Annotated in this window: 17 protein-coding genes and 1 pseudogene; 5 read left to right on the top strand and 13 right to left on the bottom strand. The window is 61.1% G+C overall.

The features are described 5' to 3' along the window. The first annotated feature begins 176 nt into the window (after positions 1–176). Both QCL65_RS11630 and QCL65_RS11635 read left to right on the top strand, forming a co-directional pair. Positions 177–2228, top strand: a complete 2052-nt coding sequence (locus QCL65_RS11630) for a TonB-dependent siderophore receptor (protein WP_407316807.1) — start codon at positions 177–179, stop codon at positions 2226–2228. A gap of 79 nt (positions 2229–2307) precedes the next feature. Beyond that, complete coding sequence (locus tag QCL65_RS11635) at positions 2308–2961, top strand: TetR/AcrR family transcriptional regulator (RefSeq protein ID WP_407316363.1); 654 nt, start codon at positions 2308–2310, stop codon at positions 2959–2961. A gap of 27 nt (positions 2962–2988) precedes the next feature. Here QCL65_RS11635 and QCL65_RS11640 read toward each other — a convergent pair whose 3' ends face one another. The 8 genes and pseudogenes from QCL65_RS11640 to QCL65_RS11675 form a co-directional block, all read right to left on the bottom strand. Further along, positions 2989–3723 carry a methyl-accepting chemotaxis protein gene (locus QCL65_RS11640; RefSeq protein WP_407316809.1) on the bottom strand — a complete coding sequence of 245 codons (735 nt, stop codon included), beginning with the start codon at positions 3721–3723 and terminating at the stop codon, positions 2989–2991. 120 nt (positions 3724–3843) lie between these two features. After that, a pseudogene (locus QCL65_RS11645) lies at positions 3844–4620 on the bottom strand (cache domain-containing protein); the annotation flags it as partial. 163 nt (positions 4621–4783) lie between these two features. Continuing rightward, positions 4784–5305 carry an NADH-dependent FMN reductase RutF gene (rutF, locus tag QCL65_RS11650; protein WP_407316364.1) on the bottom strand — a complete coding sequence of 174 codons (522 nt, stop codon included), beginning with the start codon at positions 5303–5305 and terminating at the stop codon, positions 4784–4786. Between the two features lie 11 nt (positions 5306–5316). Continuing rightward, complete coding sequence (gene rutD / locus QCL65_RS11655; RefSeq protein WP_407316365.1) at positions 5317–6096, bottom strand: pyrimidine utilization protein D; 780 nt, start codon at positions 6094–6096, stop codon at positions 5317–5319. 49 nt (positions 6097–6145) lie between these two features. Continuing rightward, positions 6146–6529 carry a pyrimidine utilization protein C gene (gene rutC / locus QCL65_RS11660; protein WP_407316366.1) on the bottom strand — a complete coding sequence of 128 codons (384 nt, stop codon included), beginning with the start codon at positions 6527–6529 and terminating at the stop codon, positions 6146–6148. After that, entirely contained in the window at positions 6526–7266 is a 741-nt protein-coding gene (gene rutB, locus QCL65_RS11665) for a pyrimidine utilization protein B (protein ID WP_407316367.1), read from the bottom strand. The genes rutC and rutB overlap by 4 nt, the downstream gene beginning before the upstream one ends. Beyond that, the gene (gene rutA, locus QCL65_RS11670; protein WP_407316368.1) at positions 7266–8348 is read right to left on the bottom strand and encodes a pyrimidine utilization protein A; all 1083 of its coding nucleotides are present in this window, start codon (positions 8346–8348) and stop codon (positions 7266–7268) included. Before rutA ends, rutB begins: the two co-directional genes overlap by 1 nt. Before the next feature lie 289 nt (positions 8349–8637). After that, positions 8638–8787, bottom strand: coding sequence for a hypothetical protein (locus QCL65_RS11675; protein ID WP_407316369.1), 150 nt, complete (start codon positions 8785–8787; stop codon positions 8638–8640). Positions 8788–9006: 219 nt separating this feature from the next. On the opposite strand from QCL65_RS11675, the gene QCL65_RS11680 reads away from it, so the two are divergent. From QCL65_RS11680 to glgB, 3 genes are read left to right on the top strand one after another with little or no spacing between them, the layout of a single operon-like run. Further along, positions 9007–11028: an alpha-1,4-glucan--maltose-1-phosphate maltosyltransferase gene (locus tag QCL65_RS11680; RefSeq protein WP_407316370.1), complete on the top strand. Its 2022-nt coding sequence runs from the start codon at positions 9007–9009 to the stop codon at positions 11026–11028. Positions 11029–11051: 23 nt separating this feature from the next. Continuing rightward, positions 11052–14372, top strand: coding sequence for a maltose alpha-D-glucosyltransferase (treS, locus tag QCL65_RS11685; protein WP_407316371.1), 3321 nt, complete (start codon positions 11052–11054; stop codon positions 14370–14372). Next, a complete protein-coding gene (glgB, locus tag QCL65_RS11690; protein ID WP_407316372.1) occupies positions 14372–16597 on the top strand; it encodes a 1,4-alpha-glucan branching protein GlgB in 2226 nt (741 codons plus the stop codon). Before treS ends, glgB begins: the two co-directional genes overlap by 1 nt. A 46-nt stretch (positions 16598–16643) precedes the next feature. On the opposite strand, the gene QCL65_RS11695 is transcribed toward glgB, so the two are convergent. Genes QCL65_RS11695 through glgX form a run of 5 tightly spaced genes read right to left on the bottom strand, consistent with a single transcriptional unit; the run spans position 16644 to position 21972 of the window. After that, a complete protein-coding gene (locus tag QCL65_RS11695) occupies positions 16644–17492 on the bottom strand; it encodes an endonuclease/exonuclease/phosphatase family protein (protein ID WP_407316373.1) in 849 nt (282 codons plus the stop codon). Continuing rightward, entirely contained in the window at positions 17455–18054 is a 600-nt protein-coding gene (locus QCL65_RS11700; RefSeq protein WP_407316374.1) for an SAM-dependent methyltransferase, read from the bottom strand. The genes QCL65_RS11695 and QCL65_RS11700 overlap by 38 nt, the downstream gene beginning before the upstream one ends. Then, the gene (locus QCL65_RS11705; protein ID WP_407316375.1) at positions 18051–18809 is read right to left on the bottom strand and encodes a PIG-L deacetylase family protein; all 759 of its coding nucleotides are present in this window, start codon (positions 18807–18809) and stop codon (positions 18051–18053) included. The genes QCL65_RS11700 and QCL65_RS11705 overlap by 4 nt, the downstream gene beginning before the upstream one ends. Continuing rightward, positions 18806–19816 (bottom strand): acyl-CoA dehydrogenase, encoded by a 1011-nt coding sequence (locus QCL65_RS11710; protein WP_407316376.1) that lies wholly within the window; start codon positions 19814–19816, stop codon positions 18806–18808. The genes QCL65_RS11705 and QCL65_RS11710 overlap by 4 nt, the downstream gene beginning before the upstream one ends. Then, positions 19813–21972, bottom strand: coding sequence for a glycogen debranching protein GlgX (gene glgX / locus QCL65_RS11715; protein WP_407316377.1), 2160 nt, complete (start codon positions 21970–21972; stop codon positions 19813–19815). The genes QCL65_RS11710 and glgX overlap by 4 nt, the downstream gene beginning before the upstream one ends. Positions 21973–22004 lie beyond the last annotated feature (32 nt).

Consider the following 22004-nt stretch of genomic DNA (forward strand, 5'->3'; position numbering starts at 1 on the left):
AAGCAGACTTGGCCATGCTATTGCGGGGATGAGAGTATTTACCCTCGCTAATTTGTAAGAGATAATGACTATCATTTGCTTACACTTTAGAGCGCACACCTTTGAATCGTCCCTTGCCCTTCGCCCGCCGCCGTTCGACCCTGCAACGCACGCTTCCCGCACTGTCCTGCTGTTTGATGATTGGCCCGCTGTCCGCCCAGGAAGCCACCGAGCTGCCAGCCACCGATATTCGCGCCGAGCGCATTAGCCAAGAGAGCGGTTATACGGCCAACGAAAGCAGCACGGCGAGCAAAGGCAATGTGCCGATCAAGGAGGAAGCGCAGACGGTCAATGTGGTTACCCCGCAGACCATAGCGGACTACCAGGTACGTAGCCTGGACGATGCAATGAAGTTTGTCAGCGGCGTCAGCCAGGGCAATACCCTGGGCAATTCTCGGGATTCCCTGGTCAAGCGCGGCTTTGGCACCAACGACGATGGTTCGATCCTGCGCGACGGCGTGCGCTCCAACCTGGGGCACAATTTCAGTGCCACCACTGAGCGCGTCGAGGTGCTCAAGGGCCCGGCGTCCATGCTCTACGGCGCTCTGGAACCGGGCGGTTTGATCAACGTCATCAGCAAGCAGCCGCAGTACAACCAAAGCACCACCCTCAGCGGCTCGGCCTACAGCGAAGGCGGCGGCACCTTTGGCGTCGACACCACCGGCCCCCTGGGCGACACCGGGCTGGCCTATCGGCTGGTGGCCGAACGGGGCCATGAAGACTACTGGCGCAACTTTGGCGTGAACGAAAACACCCTGGTGGCGCCTTCGCTGAGTTGGACCGGGGAGCGCGCCAGCCTGACCCTCAGCTACGAGTACAACGAATACTCCAACCCCTTCGACCGCGGCACCGTATTCGTTGGCGGCAGCCCGGCGGATATCGATTACGACAAGCGCCTGGACGAGCCGTGGGCAAAAAGCACCGGTATTCGCGAAACCGCTTCGGCGCGGTTTGAGTATGAGCTCAGTGACGATTGGAAGACGCGGGTGACCTATGGTTGGAATAATGATCGGTACAGTCTTTCGATTGCGCAGCCGTTTTCACTAACTGGCAACAACTTTATACGGCGGGCCAATGGGGCTCACTACGACGATGAAACGCGCTACGCCAGTTGGGATTTCATTGGCCAGCAGACGCTATTCGGCCAGCGCCACGATCTGTTGGTAGGCGTCGACACCGAGGCTTCGGATCAGTATCGCGGCAAGACCTATCGAAATGGTGGCGCCCCGCTACAGGCGGGTATCGATATCACTTCGCCTGTCTACGGCAACCTTGCAGAACCTAGCGTGATCAGCCCTGGCCAAAGCAACCTGCGCAACGAACTGACCTCCAGCTCCATCTATTTCAAGGACAACTGGCACCTCAATGACCGCTGGATCGCAGTCTTTGGCGGTCGGCAGCAACATTACGACCAGTACATCAAGCAAGGAATAAATACGGTCGACGCTCAGGTAGACCGCAGTGGTGATGCATTCATACCCTTCTGGGGGTTGGTCTACAAGGTCGATGACGCGCTGTCGCTCTACGGCAATTACAGCCGTTCGTTCAAGCCCAACACTGCCGTGACAAACGCTGGCGTTTCGTTTGACCCTTCCAAGGGGCGTAGTTATGAAGTCGGTGCCAAATACGAGCCGGCACCGGGTTTCAACGTTAATGTCGCGCTGTTCGATATCGTCAAACAGAACGTCGTCACCGGCACTGCGGCGGCCGATAACTTACAGGCAGCTGGGAAAGTAGCCTCAAAAGGCATAGAACTGGACGTCACCGGCCGCATCGCCGAGAACTGGGACATGATCGGCACCTACGCCTATACCCACACGGAAATTCTCGACGACCCTGCCAACGAAGGTAACCGCCTGACCGACGCCCCCAAACACACCGCCAGCCTGTACCTTAGCCACCACCTGCAAGTCCCCGCCGAGTTCGGCCAGTGGCATGCCGGGGCGGGCGCACGCTATATCGGCGAGCGAGCCGCTAATAACGAGAACGACTTCTACCTGAGCAGCTACACCGTCGCCGACGCCTTCTTGCGCTGGGAATCACCGCTGTTCGGGCAGAAGACTAGCTTGCAATTGAACGTCGATAACCTGTTCAACAAAGAGTACTACCCCTCGTCTACGGGCAGCCAATTGGCCGTCAACGTGGGCGAGCCGAGGACTGCCCGCCTGAGCGCCAGCGTCAGCTTTTGACGGTTGCGGATATAGGCAAGGTTGTCTAGTTTTGTAATAATTCCCCGAAATTTTCGCCCGTTGCGGGCTTCGGGGAGTTATGGACCAGCTAATACGCCGCAACCAACTTGCAGCCCTCGGCGCCGGGCAGCCGTCGTTACCGCGGGTGCCGCGTCAAGCCCGAGGGCGCGAGCGGGTTGAGGTGATTCTCGATGCGGCTGCGCAGCTGATCGCTGAAGAGGGCCTGGCCGCCGTCACCATGCACACCCTGGCGCGGCGCGCGCAAACTTCCATTGGCTCGATGTACCACTTCTTCCCTGATCGCCTCAGCGTCCTCAAGGCGTTGTGTGATCGCCATCACCTGGCGGTCAATGGCCTTAACCGCCAAGTGCAGGGGCTTGCCCCTTCGACCTGGCAGGACTTGCCGCCCACACGGCTGATGCAGCTGTTGGCCACCCCTTACATCGAGTACATGCAGCGCCACCCGGATTTCTTTCCGCTGATGCATGGGCAGCCGACGTCGGACAACGACGATGCGTTTATCCAGACCCTGCGCGGGGTGCTTGAAGTGCGCCTACCAGGGCTGGACGAGAGCAAGCGCGACGCCTATGCCACCATGATGCATGCGGTGGCGGCTGGGGCGCTGCACGTGGCGTTTCAGTTGACCCCGCGCAAGATGGACTTCTACCTGGCAGAAATCCCCCGTGTGCTGGGTGCCTACCTGGCGGAAATCGAGGCCGCTGCCGCGCCCTGAGCGCGGCCTGGCGTCACCCGCGTAGGCTTAGATGCGAAATTGCCCGAGCAAAGCATTCAAACGCTGCGCCAGTTGTTCCAGTTCGTTACTGGCCTGGCTGGCGTGGGCCGAAGCCTGGGCGTTCTGTTGCGCGAGCTCGGCGGCTTGGGTGACGTTTTGATTGATGTCCTCGACCACATGGGATTGCTCCAAGGTGGCGCTGGCAATCGAGGCGTTCAAGCCAGTGAGGGTGCGCAGCGACTGGGCGATCTGCTGCAGGCTTGCACCCGAGCGATGCGCCTGCTCGATGGTTTCCTGAGACATGCGCTGGCTCTCGCCGATCACCGTCACCGCCGCGTTGGAGTTTTGCTGTAAGCGCTCGATCAGGCCTTTGATTTCTGCCGTGGACTTTTGCGTGCGTTGGGCCAGCAGGCGGACCTCGTCGGCGACCACGGCAAAACCTCGGCCCTGTTCGCCCGCGCGGGCCGCTTCGATGGCGGCGTTCAGCGCCAGCAGGTTGGTCTGCTCGGCAATGCTGTGAATCACTTCCAGAACGCTGCCAATCTGGGTGCTCTCCTGGGCCAGGCTTTGCATGACGGCAACGGCCTGGTTGATGGTCTCGGAGAGTTGGGTAATGTGCGTCACGCTGGCGTCTACGCTCTGCTGCCCCTTGGCCGCCTGGGCCTCGGCGCTGCGCACTTCGACCGAGGCCTGTTCGGCATTGCTGGCCACGTCCTGTACGCCGTAGGTAACCTCATTCACCGCCGTGGCGATTTGCTCCATTTGCAACGCTTGCTGGTTGCCATGCCTCTGGGCATCGCCCGCGGTTTGGCCAAGTGCGCGCGCCGAGCCGTCGAGGCTACCGGCGGCGCCCAGGGCTTGGCCAAGCACCTGCCGAAGCTTCTCGGTGAAGCGGTTGAAGTGCTCGGCCAGCGCCGCCAGTTCGTCTTTGCCGTGGGTATCCAGGCGTTGGGTCAGGTCACCTTCGCCGCTGGCGATATTGGCCATGGCCTGCACCGCCTGGCGCAGCGGGTGGGAGATACTGCGGGCGATCAGAGCAATCAACGCGGCCATCAGTAGGGTGATGCCCAGACAGATGAGCAAGGTGTTGCGCGCCTGGGCGGCAAACTCGGTTTGCACATCGTCAACGTAGATACCCGAACCAATGATCCAGCCCCACGGCTGGAACAGTTCGACGTAGGAAATTTTTGGCACCGGGTCGCTGGCACCCGGTTTTGGCCACAAGTAGTCGACCTGGCCAGCCCCTTTGGCGCGCGTCAGTTCGACCATGTCGTTGAACAGGAACTTGCCGTTGACGTCTTTGAACCCGGCCAGGTTTTGCCCGACCAGCTTGGCATTGGGGTGCATGACCATGGTTGGGGTCTGGTCGTTGATCCAGAAGTAGTCGTCATCGTCGTAGCGCAGCGCGCCGACGGCGGCCATGGCCTGCTTCTGCGCAGTGGCGCGATCGAGGCTGCCGGCTTGTTCCAAGCCGTGGAAATAGCGCAACACCCCGGCGGCGGTTTGCACCACATTGCGGGTCTGGTCGCCCTTGCCTCTATAGAGTTCGCCGTGCAATTGCTGGAGCGTCAAGCCGCCCAGGGCGAACAGCGCCACTAGGGTGACCAGCAGAATCAGCCACAGACGGAGTTTGATCGGTAAACGGCGCAGTCGGCCCATGATAGGTACTCCCCAGTATTGTAGGTCTTGGCGGGTAGCAGGTTGATTCAGGCCGCGCTAGTGAACGGGTACGGATTCATCCCTTGCACAGTTTATCGGCGCTCAAGGCAATTGCTTGAGCGAGAAATGGTTTTAGAGGGGGGCAGGCCGATGGACCCAGGCTTCAGGCCGGCAATCCATGGTAATTGCGCGCAAAGTAGACCAGCGCCGGCGCTTCGTCGTCGTGACGCACGCTGAGTACTTCGCAGATCAGCACATCGTGGCTGCCCACACTTTGGGTCTGGGTGATGCGGCAATCGAACGACAGCTTCGCGCCTTCCAGCACTGGCGAACCGCTGACCCCTACGCTCCATTGGGCGGCGGCGAAGCGCTCATCCATGCTGGTTTTGCCGCCGAACAGGTTGGATAAGCCGCGCTGGGCGTCGGCCAGGGTGTTCACGCACAAGGCGCCGTTGGCCGTCACCGCCGGGTGCGCCGAGGCTGCGCGGTTCAGGCAGACCAGCAGGGTGGGTGGGTCGTCGGTCACGCTGCACACCGCCGTGGCGGTAAACCCGGCACGGCCGTAGGGGCCATCGCTGGTCACCACATTGACGGCAGCCGCAAGCCCGGCCATGGCGTTGCGAAAGTCTTGCTTGGGGACCGCGATGGCGGGCTCGGCTAGCACGGCGGCGGGGTGGGCGGACATAGCGACTCCTGTTACGCCTGGCTGGCGAGGTAATTAAGCAAAACACGGTTGAACGGTTCGACATCGCTGACGCTGGACGCATGGCCGCCGTAGCCGAGCAGTTGCAGTTGACCAGCCACCAAGTGGTCGGCCAGGTGCTGCGAACGCTGCCAGGGTACTAGCATGTCGTCCCGGTTGGCGATCAGTAACGTCGGCGTGGTGATTTCACCCAGGCGCGCTTCGATGTCGAACGCCTGCAGCGCGGCGATCCGGCGCAGCAAATTATCCTGGCTGGGGAAGTGGGCCAAGGCGTGGGCTTCGTCTTGCGCCAGCTGCTCGCCGTGGCTGGCAATCCAGTCAGCCGGGTAGAGAAACAGTGCCTGGGCCTGCACGTAGGCTTGCGGGCCGCTGTCACGCAATAGCGTTTTACGTAAGGCGAAGCAACGCGCGCTGTGGGGGTTGGGGCTGCTCCAGGCATTGATCAGCACCTGGCTTTGCAATAATTGCGGGCGTTCTAGCGCCAGTTCCAGCCCCACCAGCCCGCCCAAGGCGTGGCCTATGAAGTGGCAACGCTCTATGTGCAAGTGGTCGAGCAGTGCCAGCAGTTCCGCCGCCATGTGTGCGATCGAATAGCCTTCAGGCAACTCGGCGGGGCTGCGCCCGGTGCCGAGTTGGTCATAGACCACCACCCGATAAGTGTCAGTCAGCACGGGCAGTTGCGGCGCCCAGAAACGCGCCGACCCGCCCAACCCAGCGCTCAAGACCAAGGTGGGTGCGTCGGCCTCCTGGCGGCCAAGAATCTCATAGTGCATGCAGGGCTCCTGGGCCACCCGCTCAGCGCAGGTGGCCGGTGGCGGGCGGTTAGCCGATATGGGCGATGCTGGCGATTTCGATCAGTGCGTCGGGTTTCACCAGGCCGCACTGAATGCAATAGCGGGCCGGTTTTTCACCGGCAAAAAATTCAGCGTATACCGCGTTGATCTTCGGGTAGTCGGCCCAGTCGCGCAGCATGATCATATTGAACGTGACATCGTCCATGCTGCCGCCTGCCGCTTCGACGACGCCCTTGATGGTCTCCAGCACGTGACGGGTCTGGGCGGTGGCATCGCCCACGTGTACCACGTTGTTGTCCTTATCGAAGGGCAGGGTGCCGGACACATAGAGCACGCCATCGGCCATGGAACCTGGCACGAAAGGCGCAATGGGAACGCCGGTACCGGCGGGGATAATGGCTTTTTTGCTCATGCGTTAACTCCTTGGTTAGCGAAAGTGCTGCAGAAATCTTCGACGCTGGACACCCAGCCAAAAAAAGTTTCGATATTGAACAGTGCCGCCTCTTGCGCGAAGGCCGGCCCGGCCTGGTGGGTAGCGTCGGCCAGGACCACGCCGAAGTATTCCAGGAAGAACCCGTCGCGTAGGGTGGACTCCACGCACACATTGGTGGCGATGCCGGTGAACACCAGGTTGCGGATGCCGCGGCTGCGCAGCAGGCTGTCGAAATTGGTGTTGTAGAAGCCGCTATAGCGGGGTTTGGGAACTACTATGTCGCCCGGTTCGGGCTGCAGCTCATCGACCAACTGGTAGTCCCAACCGCCTTTGGCCAGCAGTTGGCCTTGCAGCTCGGGGCGCTTACGCATGGTTTTCAGCGCGTTGGATTTATGGAAATTGGGTGAGCCGGGGCCGCCTGCTTCGACATAGTCGGGGTCCCAGCCGTTCTGGAAGAACACCACGGGCATGCCTGCCGCCCGGGCCGTGGCCAGAGCTTTACGGATTTGCTGGATCACCGGGCCGGTGCTGCTGACGTCAAAGCCGGCCAGGTCCAGGTAACCGCCCTGGGTCGAGTAGGCGTTTTGCATGTCGACCACCACCAGGGCGGTCTCACAGGCCTTCATGCTGAGGGGCTCGGGGCGCGCCGGTAAGTTGCGCGCTGCATCGAGGTTTGCCGGCAAGGTATAGCCGGACAGGGCGGCGGGGGCATTCATTACGCGGACTCCTGCAAGGTCTGGATGTGTTGACGGCTGCTCATCAGCGGCTGGATTTTTTCGCCGAAGTTTTCCACGCCTTTGACGAAATCATCGAAAGTGAGCATCACCCCCTGGGTGCCCGGCACCGTGGCGACCTCATCTAGCATGCGCGCCACGCTGGCCCATGAGCCCACCAGGGTGCCCATGTTGATGTTCACCGCCGAGGTGGGGTCGGCCATTTGCCGCATGTTCGAGCCCGGGCTCTTGTCGGCGGCGCCTTTTTCACTCAACCAGGCAATGGCTTCTTCGTCGGCGCCCGCCTTGTACAGCTCCCACTTGGCCCGGGCCGCTTCGTCGGTGTCGTCGGCAATGATCATGAACAGCACGCAGGAGGTCACTTCGCGGCCGGTCTTGGCGTTGGCTTCGATCAGTTTGGCAGCGGTGGGGGCGAAGGCGGTGGGGGTGTTCACGCCTTTGCCGAAGCAGAAGTTGTAGTCGGCGTACTGGGAAGAGAACGCCATGCCTGCTTCGCTTTGCCCGGCGCAGATGACCTTCATCGATGCTTGGGGTTTAGGGCTGACGCGGCAATCGTCCATGCTGAAATGTTCACCCTTGAAATCACTCCGGCCCGTGTCCCACAGGTCGCGCAGCACTTGGGCGTACTCGCTCAGGTATTCATAGCGGGTCGAGAAGAACTCGTCGCCGGGCCACAGGCCCATTTGCTCGTATTCGGGTTTCTGCCAGCCAGTGACCAGGTTGACACCAAAGCGGCCGTTGGAAATCGAATCGATGGTCGAGCCCATGCGCGCGACGATGGCCGGCGGCAGGGTTAGGGTGGCAGCTGTGGCGAACAACTGGATGCGACTGGTCACGGCCGCTAGGCCCGCCATCAAGGTAAAGGACTCTAGGTTGTGCTCCCAGAATTCGGTCTTACCGCCAAACCCGCGCAGTTTGATCATCGACAGGGCAAAGTCGAACCCATAATGCTCAGCCTTCTGCACGATGGTTTTGTTCAGTTCGAAGGTGGGCATGTACTGCGGGGCCGTGGTGGAAATCAGCCAGCCGTTGTTGCCGATCGGGATGAAGATACCAATGTCCATGAGTTGACCTCTTGTGCAATTCACCAAATGCAGCCAGGCGCGGCGGCCTGAAGCCTGTTGCTGAAGGTCAAAGCAGGAAGCGGGCCATTAAATTTATTGGTATTTAAAACAGCAGCTTAGATATTTATTAAGCGTTGAACAGACCATTTGGTCTGGAATAGAGCACTTGGTTTGTGCGCTGTGCACGGACATGGGGCGGCGGTTTTGCGCAATAGCACGCAGCCACTTGCGAGCCGCTCACCCCCTCGATGCAATGGGGCCCTGTGCGGGCCCCGGCTGGTGCAATACGTTAGCAGGCGTGAACAGGCGGCTCGCCGCTCGGTGGATCACCCACGGGAGGCGTCGGGCTGACGTCCGGTTTATCGTCTGGTGTCACGGGCGGCAAGGGCGGCTCGTCGATGTTAGGGTCGGGACGTTGCACGGGGTCTGGCAGGGTCATGGGGCTTACCTCGTCTAGGTCGTAGATGTGTTGGCTAGCTGACAGTTGACCGCCACGCCCCCCCGATGATTCGTTATATATTCGCTTTCAGGCCGGTTCCCGCCGCGCCCGGCAAATACTTGTGAACTTTCCCCCCGGCCCTGGCTCCGAACTTAGGCACGATTTTTCCTGTTTTCCCAAGTATATGCGCGTCCACGGGGCGTATAGGAGCGATGCTCGATGAGCGCTGATGAACCTAACAAAACCGTTGAAACTCAAGTGCACGAGCGTCCCGCGGAGCACGCGTTGAGCTTGTCCGAGGCGCTGCTGCTGCCACGTATCGCCATCGAAGACGTGCAGCCGGTGCTCGATGGCGGCGCCTTCGCCGTCAAAGCCGTGGTGGGGCAGAGCATCACCGTCGACGCCAAAGTATTCGCCGACGGCCACGACAAAATGGCCGTGGTGCTGCGCTGGCAGGCCGCTGGCCAAGACACTTGGCACAGCCTGCGTATGCGCGAGCTGGGCAATGACAGCTGGCAGGGCGAATTTGCCATGGACAGCGTCGGCCGCTTTGTTTATTGCCTGGATGCCTGGATCGACCAATTCGCCAGCTATCGCTACGAGCTGGAAAAGAAATTCGCTGCGGGCGTGGCCATTGACCTAGAGCTCGAAGAAGGGCGTCTGCATCTGCAGCATGCCGCCGAGCGTAGCAGCGATACGTTGCGCGCTGAGCTGCAGCAGCGCTTGCAACAATTCGCTGAGCTGGCCTCGGCAGAGCAGGTAGCCTTGCTGTTGGGCAGTGAAGTTGCCGAGCTGATGGCCCTGGCCGATCAACGCGCGTTTCTCGCCAGCAGCCCTGAATACCCGGTGGAAGTGGAGCGCAGCCTGGCCCAGTTCGCCAGTTGGTACGAGTTGTTCCCACGTTCGATCACCGACGACAAAGCCCGCCACGGTACTTTCAAAGACGTGCACAACCGTCTGCCGATGATCCGTGACATGGGCTTTGACGTGTTGTACTTCCCGCCCATCCACCCGATTGGCCGGGCTCACCGCAAAGGCCCTAACAACTCGCTGACTGCCGGCCCCGACGACCCGGGCAGCCCGTACGCGATCGGCAGTGCCGACGGCGGCCATGACGCCATTCACCCGCAACTGGGCACCCGCGAAGATTTCCGTGAGCTGGTCGCCGCCGCTGCCGAGCATGGTCTGGAGATCGCCCTGGATTTCGCTATCCAGTGCTCCCAGGACCACCTCTGGCTCAAAGAACACCCAGGCTGGTTCAGCTGGCGCCCCGACGGCACCATCCGCTATGCGGAGAACCCGCCGAAGAAATACCAAGACATCGTTAATGTGGACTTCTACGCAGCCGACGCCGTGCCGGGTCTCTGGTTGGAGTTGCGGGACGTGGTCTGGGGCTGGGTGCAGGAAGGGGTGAAAATCTTCCGCGTAGACAACCCTCACACCAAGCCGCTGCCGTTTTGGCAATGGCTGATCGAAGACATTCGCGCCCGAGACAACAGCGTGATGTTTCTCGCCGAAGCGTTCACCAAGCCGGCCATGATGGCGCGCCTGGGCAAAGTGGGTTACTCCCAGAGCTACACCTACTTCACATGGCGCAATACCAAGGCTGAATTGGCTACTTATTTCAGCGAGCTGAACCAGGCGCCATTGGCCCATTGCTACCGGCCTAACTTCTTCGTTAACACCCCCGACATCAACCCGTTCTTTCTGCATGACAGCGGCCGAGCGGGCTTTCTTATCCGCGCGGCGCTGGCCACTATGGGCTCGGGCTTGTGGGGGATGTATTCGGGCTTCGAACTGTGCGAGTCCGCGCCCATTCCAGGCAAAGAAGAGTACCTGGACTCGGAAAAGTATGAGATTCGCCCTCGGGACTACACCCAGCCCGGCAATATCATTGCCGAGATTGCCCAGCTCAACCGCATCCGCCGTTTGAACCCGGCATTGCAGACTCACCTGGGCTGCGCCATCTACACCGCTTACAACGACAACATCCTGTACTTCGGCAAGCGCACCGCTGACCGCTCCAACTTTATTCTGGTGGCGGTCAACCTAGACCCGCATAACGCGCAGGAAGCTCATTTCGAGTTGCCGCTGTGGGAGCTCGGGTTAGACGACAGCGCCGAAACTCGCGGCGAAGACCTGATGAACGGACACAGCTGGTCCTGGTACGGCAAGACCCAGTGGATGCGCCTCGACCCAGGCTATCAGCCCTTCGGTATCTGGCGTATTAGTGCTGTTTAACAATACTTATAAAGGTACGCGTTATGGCGAAGAAGCCCAGGGCTCAAGCGTTTATCGATGACCCGTTGTGGTACAAGGACGCGGTGATCTACCAGGTCCATGTAAAGTCTTATTTCGATTCGAATAACGACGGCATCGGTGACTTTCCCGGGCTTATCGCCAAACTCGATTACATCGCCGACCTGGGCGTCAATACCATCTGGTTATTGCCGTTCTACCCGTCTCCGCGACGGGATGACGGCTATGACATTTCCGAATATAAAGCAGTGCATTCGGACTACGGCACCATGGCCGACGCCCGCCGCTTCATTGCCGAAGCGCACAAACGCGGGCTGCGGGTGATTACCGAGTTGGTGATTAACCACACTTCTGACCAACACCCGTGGTTTCAACGCGCGCGGCTGGCGAAAAAAGGCTCCAAGGCGCGGGATTTCTACGTGTGGTCCGACTCGGACCAGAAGTACGACGGCACCCGGATTATCTTTCTCGACACCGAAAAGTCCAACTGGACTTGGGACCCGGTGGCGGGCCAGTATTTCTGGCATCGCTTCTATTCCCATCAACCCGACCTCAACTTCGATAACCCGCAGGTGATGAAGGCGGTTATCGATGTGATGCGCTATTGGCTCGATATGGGCATCGATGGCTTGCGTCTGGATGCCATTCCATATTTGATTGAGCGTGATGGCACTAATAACGAGAACCTGCCGGAAACCCATCAGGTGCTCAAGCAGATCCGTGCCGAGATCGATGCGCGTTATCCAGACCGCATGCTGCTAGCCGAAGCCAACCAATGGCCTGAAGACACCCAGCTGTATTTCGGCGATGCCAAGGGCCCCAATGGCGACGAATGCCACATGGCGTTCCACTTTCCATTGATGCCGCGCATGTACATGGCGGTGGCCCAGGAAGACCGTTTTCCGATCACTGATATCTTGCGCCAGACTCCGGAAATTCCGGCCAATTGCCAATGGGCAATTTTCCTGCGCAACCACGATGAATTGACCCTGGAAATGGTCACCGACCGCGAGCGCGATTACCTCTGGAATTACTACGCCGCTGACCGCCGTGCGCGTATCAACCTGGGCATTCGGCGGCGCCTGGCGCCGTTGCTGGAGCGCGACCGGCGCCGCATTGAGTTGCTCAACAGCCTGTTGCTGTCGATGCCTGGCACGCCGACGCTGTACTACGGCGACGAGATCGGCATGGGCGACAACATCTATATTGGCGACCGCGACGGCGTGCGCACGCCTATGCAGTGGTCGATCGACCGTAACGGCGGCTTCTCCCGCGCCGATCCGGCCAGCCTGGTGCTACCACCGATCATGGACCCGCTCTACGGTTACCAGTCGGTTAACGTCGAGACCCAGGCCAACGACCCCCATTCGCTGCTTAACTGGACCCGGCGCATGCTCGCCGTGCGCCGCCAGCAGAAAGCCTTCGGGCGCGGCACCTTGAAGATGCTATCGCCAAGCAACCGGCGGATCCTCGCGTATATTCGCGAATACACCGGTGCCGACGGCAAGACCGAACTGGTGCTGTGTGTGGCCAACGTGTCCAGGGCGGCCCAGGCGGCCGAGCTGGATCTGGCCCAGTACGCCGGTATGGTCCCGGTAGAAATGCTCGGCGGCAGCGCGTTCCCGCCCATTGGCCAATTGAATTTCCTACTCACCCTGCCACCTTACGGCTTCTACTGGTTCCTGCTGGCCGCAGAAACCCAGATGCCCAGCTGGCACGTCGAACCGGCCCAAAGCATGCCTGATTTCGCAACCCTGGTTTTAAAAGAACGTCTGGAAGAACTGCTCGAAGACCCTTCGCGCGGCCTCCTGGAAAATACCGCGCTGCCGCAGTACCTGCCCAAGCGCCGCTGGTTCGGTGGAAAAGACAGCGCCATCGAACAACTGCGCATAGCTTATGGCGTGCGCTTCGGTGATAGTGACAGCCCGGTGCTGCTCAGTGAAATCGAGGTGCACAGCGGCGGCCAAATCAACCGCTACCAATTTCCGTTCGGCCTGCTCCCCGAGGACCAGACCGGCAGTGCACTGCCTCAGCAATTGGCCTTGTCGCGGGTTCGTCGTGGGCGCCAAGTGGGCTTGATCACCGACGCGTTCGTGCTGGAGAGCTTTATCCGCGCGGTGGTTAAAGGCTTGCAAGCTGCCACTGTATTGGACAGCGTCGATGGCGCAATCAAGTTCGAGCCGACTGAACAGCTGGCTCGCTTGAATCTTGCGGCCGAGCCGCAAGTGCGCTACCTGTCGGCCGAGCAGTCCAACAGTTCGGTGGTCATCGGCACCAGCATGGTGTTGAAAATGATCCGCCGGGTCAGCGGTGGCGTCCACCCTGAGCTGGAAATGGGCGCCTACCTGACTGCCGCCGGTTTTGGCAATATTTCGCCGCTGCTGGGCTCGGTCAGCCGCACCGACGCCAACGGCGTGCCGCATCTGCTGATGATTGCCCAGGGTTACCTGAGCAACCAGGGCGACGCTTGGGAATGGACACAAAACAACTTGGACCGGGCGATCCGCGACGAGTTGGAAACGCCCCATACGGCGCAGCAGCCCCACGACGAAGCCTTGCGTGAACTGGCGGACTTCGCCGGCATGCTGGGCCAGCGTTTGGGTGAAATGCACAAGGTGCTTGCCGCACCCACCAGCAACGCCGATTTCAAGTCGGCGCCGAGCGGTAAGCGTGAAAGCCAAGCCTGGGGCAAGGCGGTCGTCACCCAGATGGAGCGTGCCCTGACCCTGCTGGAGCAGCGCAAAGCCGACCTGGACGCCGACGACCAGCCCCTGGTGGCCGAACTCCTGGCACGGCGCAAAGAACTGTTGGCCCATGTGCAAACCCTGGCCAAGCAAGCTGCCGGCGGCTTGGTGATGCGTGTACACGGGGACCTGCACCTGGGCCAAGTGCTGGTGGTGCAAGGCGATGCCTTCCTCATCGACTTCGAAGGCGAGCCTACCCGGCCGCTGGAAGAGCGTCGCGGCAAATACAGCCCGTACAAAGACGTCAGCGGCGTGTTACGTTCGTTCGATTACGCTGCGGCCATGGCCGTGCGTAATGCCCAGAGCGCCGACCCCTCGGAAGAAACCGCAGCGGTGCGGCAGCGGGTTGCCCAACGTTATTTGCAAGAGGCCCAGCAGGCTTTTATCCAAGCGTACCGCCTGGCCACTGCGGACTTACCGCATGCCTGGGAAAGCGCCGACGGAGAGCGTGCTGCGCTAGAACTGTTCAGCCTGGAAAAGGCTGCTTATGAAATCGCTTATGAAGCCGAAAATCGCCCGAGCTGGTTGGCTGTGCCACTGCAGGGCTTGTTCGGGCTGTTGAGTACCAAGGGAGACCAGTAATGAGTGCGCAGACTGAATACGGCAATGGCCAGCGCGGAGCATTCCCGCCCAAGGCTGAGATCGAAGCGCTGGTGCGCGCCGAGCATGGAGACCCCTTTGCAGTGCTGGGCCCGCACGCCGACGGCGCGCAGGGCCAATTTATCCGAGCTTACCTGCCCGATGCCTTGAGCGTCAGTGTGCTGGACAAAGCCAGCGGGGAAACCATCGGCACGTTGGAGCAACACGACATCCCCGGCTTTTTTGCCGCGCACCTGGACAACCGGCAACCCTACCTGCTGCGCATCAACTGGGCCGGTGGTGAGCAAATTACCGAGGACCCCTACAGCTTTGGTGCACTGCTTGGCGACATGGACCTCTACCTGTTTGCCGAAGGTAACCACCGCGATCTAGGTAATGTGTTCGGTGCCCAAGCCACTCAGGTCGACGGCGTCGACGGTGTACGCTTTGCGGTATGGGCACCCAATGCCCGGCGGGTTTCGGTGGTCGGCACTTTTAACGGCTGGAACGGGCGTCGCCATCCGATGCGTCAGCGCCTGCCGAGTGGCGTGTGGGAAATTTTCATCCCACGTTTGCAGCCGGGCGAAGTCTACAAGTACGAGATTCTGGGCAGAGACGGCGTGCTGCCGCTCAAGGCCGACCCCGTTGCGCGTTGCACCGAGTTACCTCCGGCCACCGGTTCGCGCGTGGCCAAACCGCTGCGTTTCGAGTGGCAAGACGATGAGTGGCTGGAGCGCCGCGGCGCCGCCCACAGTGCCGAAGCGCCTATTTCCATCTATGAGTTGCACGCCGGTTCCTGGCAGTGCGAAATCGATGAATTCGGTGAGGTCGTGCGCTCCTATAACTGGCACGAACTGGCCCAACGGCTGATCCCCCACGTGCAGCAGTTGGGTTTTACCCACATTGAATTGATGCCGATCATGGAGCACCCATTTGGCGGCTCTTGGGGCTACCAACTGCTCTCGCAATTCGCGCCCTCAGCCCGTTATGGCTCGCCAGAAGACTTCGCCGAATTCGTCAACGCCTGCCACAAAGCCGGCATCGGCGTGATTCTCGACTGGGTGCCGGCGCACTTTCCCACCGACACCCACGGCCTGGCCCGTTTCGATGGCACCGCGCTGTACGAATACGACAACCCGTTGGAAGGCTTCCACCAAGACTGGAACACCCTGATCTACAACCTGGGGCGTACCGAAGTACACGGCTTTATGATCGCCTCGGCGGTGCATTGGCTTAAGCACTTCCACATCGACGGCTTGCGGGTAGATGCGGTGGCCTCGATGCTTTATCGCAACTATTCGCGCAAAGAGGGCGAGTGGGTGCCGAACCGTTACGGCGGCCAGGAAAACCTGGAAGCGATCGATTTTCTGCGCCACCTCAATGACGTGGTCAATGTCGAAGCCCCGGGCGCTATGGTCATCGCCGAAGAATCCACCGCCTGGCCTGGCGTCAGCTCGCCTACCCAGGAAGGCGGCTTAGGCTTTAACTTCAAGTGGAACATGGGGTGGATGAACGACACCCTCAAGTACATGGAGCAGGACCCGATCAACCGTAAGCATCATCACAGTCAGATGAGCTTTGGCTTGGTGTACGCCTATTCCGAGCGGTTTATTCTGCCGATCTCCCATGACGAAGTGGTCCATGGCAAGCATTCACTGATTGACAAAATGCCCGGTGACCGTTGGCAGAAGTTCGCCAACCTACGCGCCTACTTAACCTTTATGTGGGCTCACCCGGGCAAAAAACTACTGTTCATGGGCTGCGAGTTCGGCCAGTGGCGCGAATGGAACCACGACCACCAACTGGACTGGTACTTGCTGCAGTACGCCGACCACCAAGGCGTGCAAAAGCTGGTGGGTGACCTGAACCGCTTGTATCGTGAGCAGCCTGCACTGCATCAGCAGGACAGCGTGCCCGAGGGCTTCCAATGGGTGATTGGCGACGACGCCGGCAACAGCGTATTTGCCTTTATGCGCTGGGGTAAGGAGGGTGCGCCGCTATTGGTGGTTGCCAACTTCACACCGGTGCCGCGCGAAGCCTATCGCATCGGTGTGCCCATCGCTGGGCGCTGGACCGAGGTGCTCAACAGCGATGCCGACACTTATGCCGGTTCCAACTTCGGCAACGGCGGTGGCGTCTACGCCGAAGAGGTGCCAGGCCACGGCCAGTCGCACTCGGTGTGCGTGAACCTGCCGCCCTTGGGCGTGCTGATCCTTAAGCCTGAGTGAAGGTAAACAGATCGGGGCTTAGGCCCCGATCTTGCGTTTGCAGCCGCTAAAGGTTGACTTCGACCGTTAGCGGCAAATGATCCGACAAATGGCTCCAAGGCTTATTGCCCAGAATCCGCGGCCCGTGGCTGGTGGCATTGCGCAGATAGATACGGTCCAGGCGCAGCAGCGGCAGGCGTGCCGGGTAAGTTTTAGCGAGCACCCCGTAGTGGTACTGAAACACCTCGTGGAGGTCGCCAGGGGCCGTCAGGGTCGCGTTGCCCTTGAGCTTCCAGTCATTGAAATCGCCCGCAATGATCACCGGGTCGTGCGCTGGCAACCCCTCAAGTAACTGCCGCAATAACGCCAACTGCAATTGCCGATGACTTTCCAACAGCGATAAGTGCACACAGATCGCATGTACCCGTTCGTGCCCCGGTATCTGCAATACACAGTGCAACAGGCCGCGTCGCTCTGGCCCGGTGATGGACACATCGAGGTTGCGATACTGCAGAATCGGGTACTTGGACAACAAGGCATTGCCATGATGGCCGTCAGGGTAAATCGCATTGCGCCCGTAGGCGAAATCGCTCCACATGCTGTCGGCGAGAAATTCGTACTGCGAGGTGCTGGGCCAGTTCATCACCCGCGAAGCATGGCGGTCGTGGCCGCCGAGCACTTCCTGCAGGAACACCAAGTCGGCACCGGTACTGCGCACCGCCTCGCGCAGCTCCGGCAAAATGAAACGGCGGTTGAATGCCGTGAAGCCTTTGTGGGTGTTGACCGTCAGCACCCGTAGCTGGTGCACCGGCCGTGTCTCGCGGGGCAGGGGATCTGGGCGGTCGATGGTCACGGGCGCTCTCGGTGATTGACAGGCACTAACGCAAGCCTTCGCGCTGGGCGACCGAGGCCGCATCCATAGCCCACAGGTCCAGGCGGAAGTCGGCTTCCTCGTGGCTGAGCAAGCGCTGCATACCCAGTTGTTGGTCAAGCTTGGCATGCACTTGGGCGCTGCTCAGGGGGCAACCCTCGATCGGCGCTTGCCAGTGGCAGGCCAATACCTGGCCCGTGCTGGTCAGCGAAGCGCGGGCCTGCTCGATCACTCGGTCCAGGTCAGCGGCATCAAGGTAATAGCAGAGTTCGTTCAGAACGATCAGGTCAAAGCGCTGATCGGGCCAGTCGCGCGGCAAACGTGCGTGCTCCACCTGGACATGAGCAAAGCTTGCCAGGCGCTGGCGGGCGAGGGCGACGGCGGGCAGCGAAGTGTCGTGGCATAACAGGTGGTCACAGCGCTCGGCGAGGGCCGCGCTGGTTTCACCGTTGGCGCAACCGGGCTCGAAGATGCTGGCGTAGCGTTCCAGGGGCAGGCAGGCCAACAGCAGGGCGCGCTTGCGCCGCTCATACCAGCGTTGGCGCATCGCCCAGGGATCGTCACTGGCTTGGAACATGGCGTCGAAATAACCGTCCTCGACGCTCATAGGTAAACCACTTCAAACGGTTGCAGCAGCCGTTCCAAGACATGGTCAGCCAACACCGGCGGCAAACCGATGTCCGGGTCGCCCTCCAGCTGACTGGCGAAGGCGTGCATGGCGTGGCGCTTGCGGGCCACGGAATGAATGTCCAAGGGGATCTTGTGCGCGCGCTGCCAGGGGATCGAGGAGTCTTCGGGCTCGGCCCAATGCCAGGTCCAAATCGGCAGCTCATGCAATCTGGCGCCGACCTTCTGCACCGCCGCCGCGCTGGCGCGGCCTACGGCTTCGTGGTCGCAATGGCCGTCTTCGCTCCAGGTGGCGAATACCACATCACTGGGCCGCAAATAACGGGTGATGAATTCAGTCAACTCGGCCTCGCGGGCAGCCACCTGGCTGTCGCTAAAGCCGCCACGAATCCACTGCAAGCTGTGCAGGGGGAGCTTCAGCCGGCGCAGGGCTTCGGCGCTCTCCTGGGGCCTTATCGCACTCAGGCGCTCCACCGACCAACGCTGCGAGCCTGGATGGCTGGCACTGCCGTCGGTGACGGAAATAATTTGGATGGCCCGGCCCAGGCGTGCCAGTTCCTGCAACAAGCCACCACAGCCGAGCACTTCGTCGTCGGGATGAGGCGCAATGATCACCGCGCGGCAGCCGTCGGGCACCAGCGTGGCGGCGTCGATGGTGGGCAGGGCCGCCAAATGCTGGGAAGCTTTCCAGGCCTGGAGGGATGTGCCGTTACCGACGATGGGGTTGGGTTTCATAGCGTCCAGATCCTTTGGGTGCCAGTGTCGAGGAGCCGCGCCTGGTGGGCAAGGTCCCGCTCGGCATGGCTTTGCCGCAGAAAAACCGGCAGATCGGCGATCAACCGGGCGAAATGTGCTTGTTGGCAATAGGGCCCTGCACCGAGTGCGCGCCCGGTATGTTGGATCACCTGTTCCGCTACGCGTTCAACTACGCTGCGTGCGCGTCGGGCCAGCAGGGCGACATCCGCCTCAGGTTGGCGGTCTACCGCTTCGGCGCAATCGCGCAATACACAGGCTGCGGCATACAGGGCCGTGTCCACGGCGCCCAAGTGGGCCAGCGCATGGGGTTCGTCGCGCTGCGCGCAATGCGCCTGCAACACTCGGCCCAACTGTCGGGCCGCGCCGAACCAGCACGCGGCGATGCCGATTGCGCCTTGCCAGAAACCCGGGCGTGCCAGGTAGTCTCCTGGGCCCCCCACCAGGCTGGCCTGGGCGCCGTCGAACTGCACCGTGCCGCTGGCCGTGGCGGCCATGCCGACGGCGACCCAGCCGCCGTCGCTGACTGCTACCCCGGGTTGCTGCAAGGCCACGGCGACTAACTGTTGTTGGCCCTGTTCATCCCAGGCCGTCAGTAGCCCATGGGTGAGTACGGCAGCCCCGGAGCACCAGGCTTTGCGGCCATGCAGCTGCCAGCCATCCGTTGTGCGACGTACTTCGACCCGGGCCTGGGGTGGCTCGGCGGCCCAGGTGCCCCACAGGCTGCCAGTGGGCGTGGCCGGGGCGTTGAGTTCGGCCATGATCGCCAAGGCATCGGTGTGGCCTTCATAGAGTTTGCACAGGGCCAGGTCGTGCCCACCCATGGCCGCCAGCGCCTGCCAGCGGGCCAGGGTCTGGCCGCTGCCCGGCAACGGCAGGCGGTCATGGCCGGCACGCTGCAAAGCGCCCATGGCCTGCGCCAGAGCGGCGGCGTTGGGGTAGCCCAGGGGCGGCCAGGCCAGTTCGGCCAGGTGTGCGGCGGTGGTCATTCTTGTTCTTCCCGATGCAATTCGAACAGCAACAGTGAGCGCCCGGTCACCGCGAACTCGCTGCCGAACTCCAGGCGCTCGTGTTCGTTGAGGTCGGGGCGGTAGGTGTCTATGCGGCAATTCCAGTACTCACCTTCGGGCACTTCCGGCAAGGTGAATTGGACGATGTCATGGTGCGCGTTGACGATCAGCAGCAGCGTGGCATCGGCGCCGGGCCGGCGGATACCGCTGACTTGCGCACGGCCGTCCAACAGCATGCCCAGGCAGCGGCCGTGGCTGTCGTGCCATTGTTCGGTGGTCATCTCGCTGGCGTCGGGGGCCAGCCAAGTCACATCTTTTACCCCAATGGCTTCGTTGTAGGTACCGACCAAAAAGCGATTGCGCCGCAGAATAGGGTAGGCCATACGCAATTTGATCAGGCGGCGCACGAAGCGCAGCAGGCCCTTGCCATTTTCATCCATGGCCCAGTTGACCCAGCCCACCTCGCTGTCCTGGCAGTAGGCATTGTTGTTGCCGTACTGGGTGCGGGCAAATTCGTCGCCGGCCACAATCATCGGCGTACCCTGGGCCAGCAGCAGCGTGGCGAAGAAGTTACGCATTTGCCGCAAGCGCAGCTCGATGATGTGCGGGTCGTCGGTTTCACCTTCGACGCCATGGTTCCACGACACGTTATTGTTGGTGCCGTCCTGGTTGTTCTCGTCGTTTTCTTCGTTGTGCTTGTCGTTGTACGAGACCAGGTCTTTAAGGGTAAAGCCATCATGGGCGGTGACGAAGTTGACCGACGTATAGGGGCGGCGCCCCCGTTGGTTGAACATGTCCCCAGAGCCGGTCATGCGCCCGGCAAAATCGGCCAGTTGGCCGTCGTCGCCTTTCCAGAAAGCCCGCACCGTGTCCCGAAAGCGGTCGTTCCACTCGGCCCAGCCTGGGGCGAAGCCGCCCACCTGATAGCCACCGGGGCCGCAGTCCCAGGGTTCGGCAATGAGCTTGACCGTGCGCAGTACCGGGTCTTGGCGGCAGGCCACGAGAAAGCTGTGGCGTTCGGAAAATCCGTCGTGGTAACGGCCCAGAATAGTCGCCAGGTCAAAACGGAAGCCGTCGACGTGCATCTCGCTGGCCCAGTAACGCAACGAATCGGTGACCATTTGCAAGACGCAAGGGTGACTCAGGTCGAGGGTGTTACCGGTGCCCGAATCGTTGATATAAAACCGCTTGTTCTCGGGCATCAGGCGGTAGTAGGAAGCGTTGTCGATGCCGCGCATGGACAATGTCGGCCCTTGCTCATTGCCCTCGGCGGTGTGGTTATAGACCACGTCGAGGATCACCTCCAGGCCAGCGTCGTGCAGGTGCGCGACCATCTCCTTGAACTCCGCCACCTTGCCATTGGCCAGGTAGCGCGGGTGGGGCGCAAAGAAGGCGATGCTGTTATAGCCCCAGAAGTTGTTCAGGCCTTTTTGCAGCAGGTGCTGATCATTGACGAAGCCATGGATGGGCAGCAACTCCACCGAAGTGACCCCTAGCTTTTTGATGTGGTCGACCACATCCGGCACCATCATCCCGGCAAACGTACCGCGGACCGCTTCGGGCACCGAGGGGTGGCGCATGGTCAGGCCGCGCACGTGGGCTTCATAAACGATGGTTTTGTCCCACGGCACCTTCACTTGTTGGTCGCGGCCCCAGGTGTAGGCAGGGTCGATGACTTTGCTTTTGGGCACGAACGGCGCGCTGTCGCGCTCATCGAAGCTGAGGTCGCCATCGGGGTGGCCAATGGTGTAGCCAAATAAGGCTTCGGACCATTTCAAGCTGCCCACCAGTTGCTTGGCGTAGGGGTCGATCAGCAACTTATGGTGGTTGAAGCGGTGGCCGTTCTCCGGGTCATAAGGCCCGTACACCCGGTAGCCGTAGATCAAGCCTGGGTGAGCGTCGGGTAGGTAGCCGTGGTAAATCTCGTCGGTGTATTCAGGGAGTTCGATGCGCTCGATTTCCACTTCACCGTCGGCGTCGAATAAACACAGCTCAACCTTGGTCGCGTTGGCCGAAAACAGCGCGAAGTTCACGCCCAGGCCATCCCATGTAGCGCCCAGGGGATAGGGCAGGCCCTCACGAATGCGCGAAGGTTCGAGTTCTGGCGCAGGGGTGGGTTTGCGGGAACGGCTCATAACGAATCCTTGCTGGATAGGTGAGGGGCAAG

The organism is Pseudomonas sp. nanlin1 (assembly GCF_045571515.1).
In the GTDB taxonomy this organism is placed as follows: Bacteria; Pseudomonadota; Gammaproteobacteria; order Pseudomonadales; family Pseudomonadaceae; genus Aquipseudomonas.

Excerpts from the sequence above, each read along its gene's own strand:
- rutB (WP_407316367.1), bottom strand. The coding sequence starts at position 7,266 with ATGAATGCCCCCGCCGCCCTGTCCGGCTATACCTTGCCGGCAAACCTC.
- QCL65_RS11710 (WP_407316376.1), bottom strand. The coding sequence starts at position 19,816 with ATGACCACCGCCGCACACCTGGCCGAACTGGCCTGGCCGCCCCTGGGC.
- QCL65_RS11695 (WP_407316373.1), bottom strand. The coding sequence starts at position 17,492 with ATGCGGCCTCGGTCGCCCAGCGCGAAGGCTTGCGTTAGTGCCTGTCAA.
- QCL65_RS11635 (WP_407316363.1), top strand. The coding sequence starts at position 2,308 with ATGGACCAGCTAATACGCCGCAACCAACTTGCAGCCCTCGGCGCCGGG.
- QCL65_RS11630 (WP_407316807.1), top strand. The coding sequence starts at position 177 with ATGATTGGCCCGCTGTCCGCCCAGGAAGCCACCGAGCTGCCAGCCACC.
- rutF (WP_407316364.1), bottom strand. The coding sequence starts at position 5,305 with ATGTCCGCCCACCCCGCCGCCGTGCTAGCCGAGCCCGCCATCGCGGTC.
- QCL65_RS11705 (WP_407316375.1), bottom strand. The coding sequence starts at position 18,809 with ATGAAACCCAACCCCATCGTCGGTAACGGCACATCCCTCCAGGCCTGG.
- glgB (WP_407316372.1), top strand. The coding sequence starts at position 14,372 with ATGAGTGCGCAGACTGAATACGGCAATGGCCAGCGCGGAGCATTCCCG.
- QCL65_RS11675 (WP_407316369.1), bottom strand. The coding sequence starts at position 8,787 with ATGACCCTGCCAGACCCCGTGCAACGTCCCGACCCTAACATCGACGAG.
- rutC (WP_407316366.1), bottom strand. The coding sequence starts at position 6,529 with ATGAGCAAAAAAGCCATTATCCCCGCCGGTACCGGCGTTCCCATTGCG.
- glgX (WP_407316377.1), bottom strand. The coding sequence starts at position 21,972 with ATGAGCCGTTCCCGCAAACCCACCCCTGCGCCAGAACTCGAACCTTCG.
- rutA (WP_407316368.1), bottom strand. The coding sequence starts at position 8,348 with ATGGACATTGGTATCTTCATCCCGATCGGCAACAACGGCTGGCTGATT.
- QCL65_RS11680 (WP_407316370.1), top strand. The coding sequence starts at position 9,007 with ATGAGCGCTGATGAACCTAACAAAACCGTTGAAACTCAAGTGCACGAG.
- treS (WP_407316371.1), top strand. The coding sequence starts at position 11,052 with ATGGCGAAGAAGCCCAGGGCTCAAGCGTTTATCGATGACCCGTTGTGG.
- rutD (WP_407316365.1), bottom strand. The coding sequence starts at position 6,096 with ATGCACTATGAGATTCTTGGCCGCCAGGAGGCCGACGCACCCACCTTG.
- QCL65_RS11700 (WP_407316374.1), bottom strand. The coding sequence starts at position 18,054 with ATGAGCGTCGAGGACGGTTATTTCGACGCCATGTTCCAAGCCAGTGAC.
- QCL65_RS11640 (WP_407316809.1), bottom strand. The coding sequence starts at position 3,723 with ATGGAGCAAATCGCCACGGCGGTGAATGAGGTTACCTACGGCGTACAG.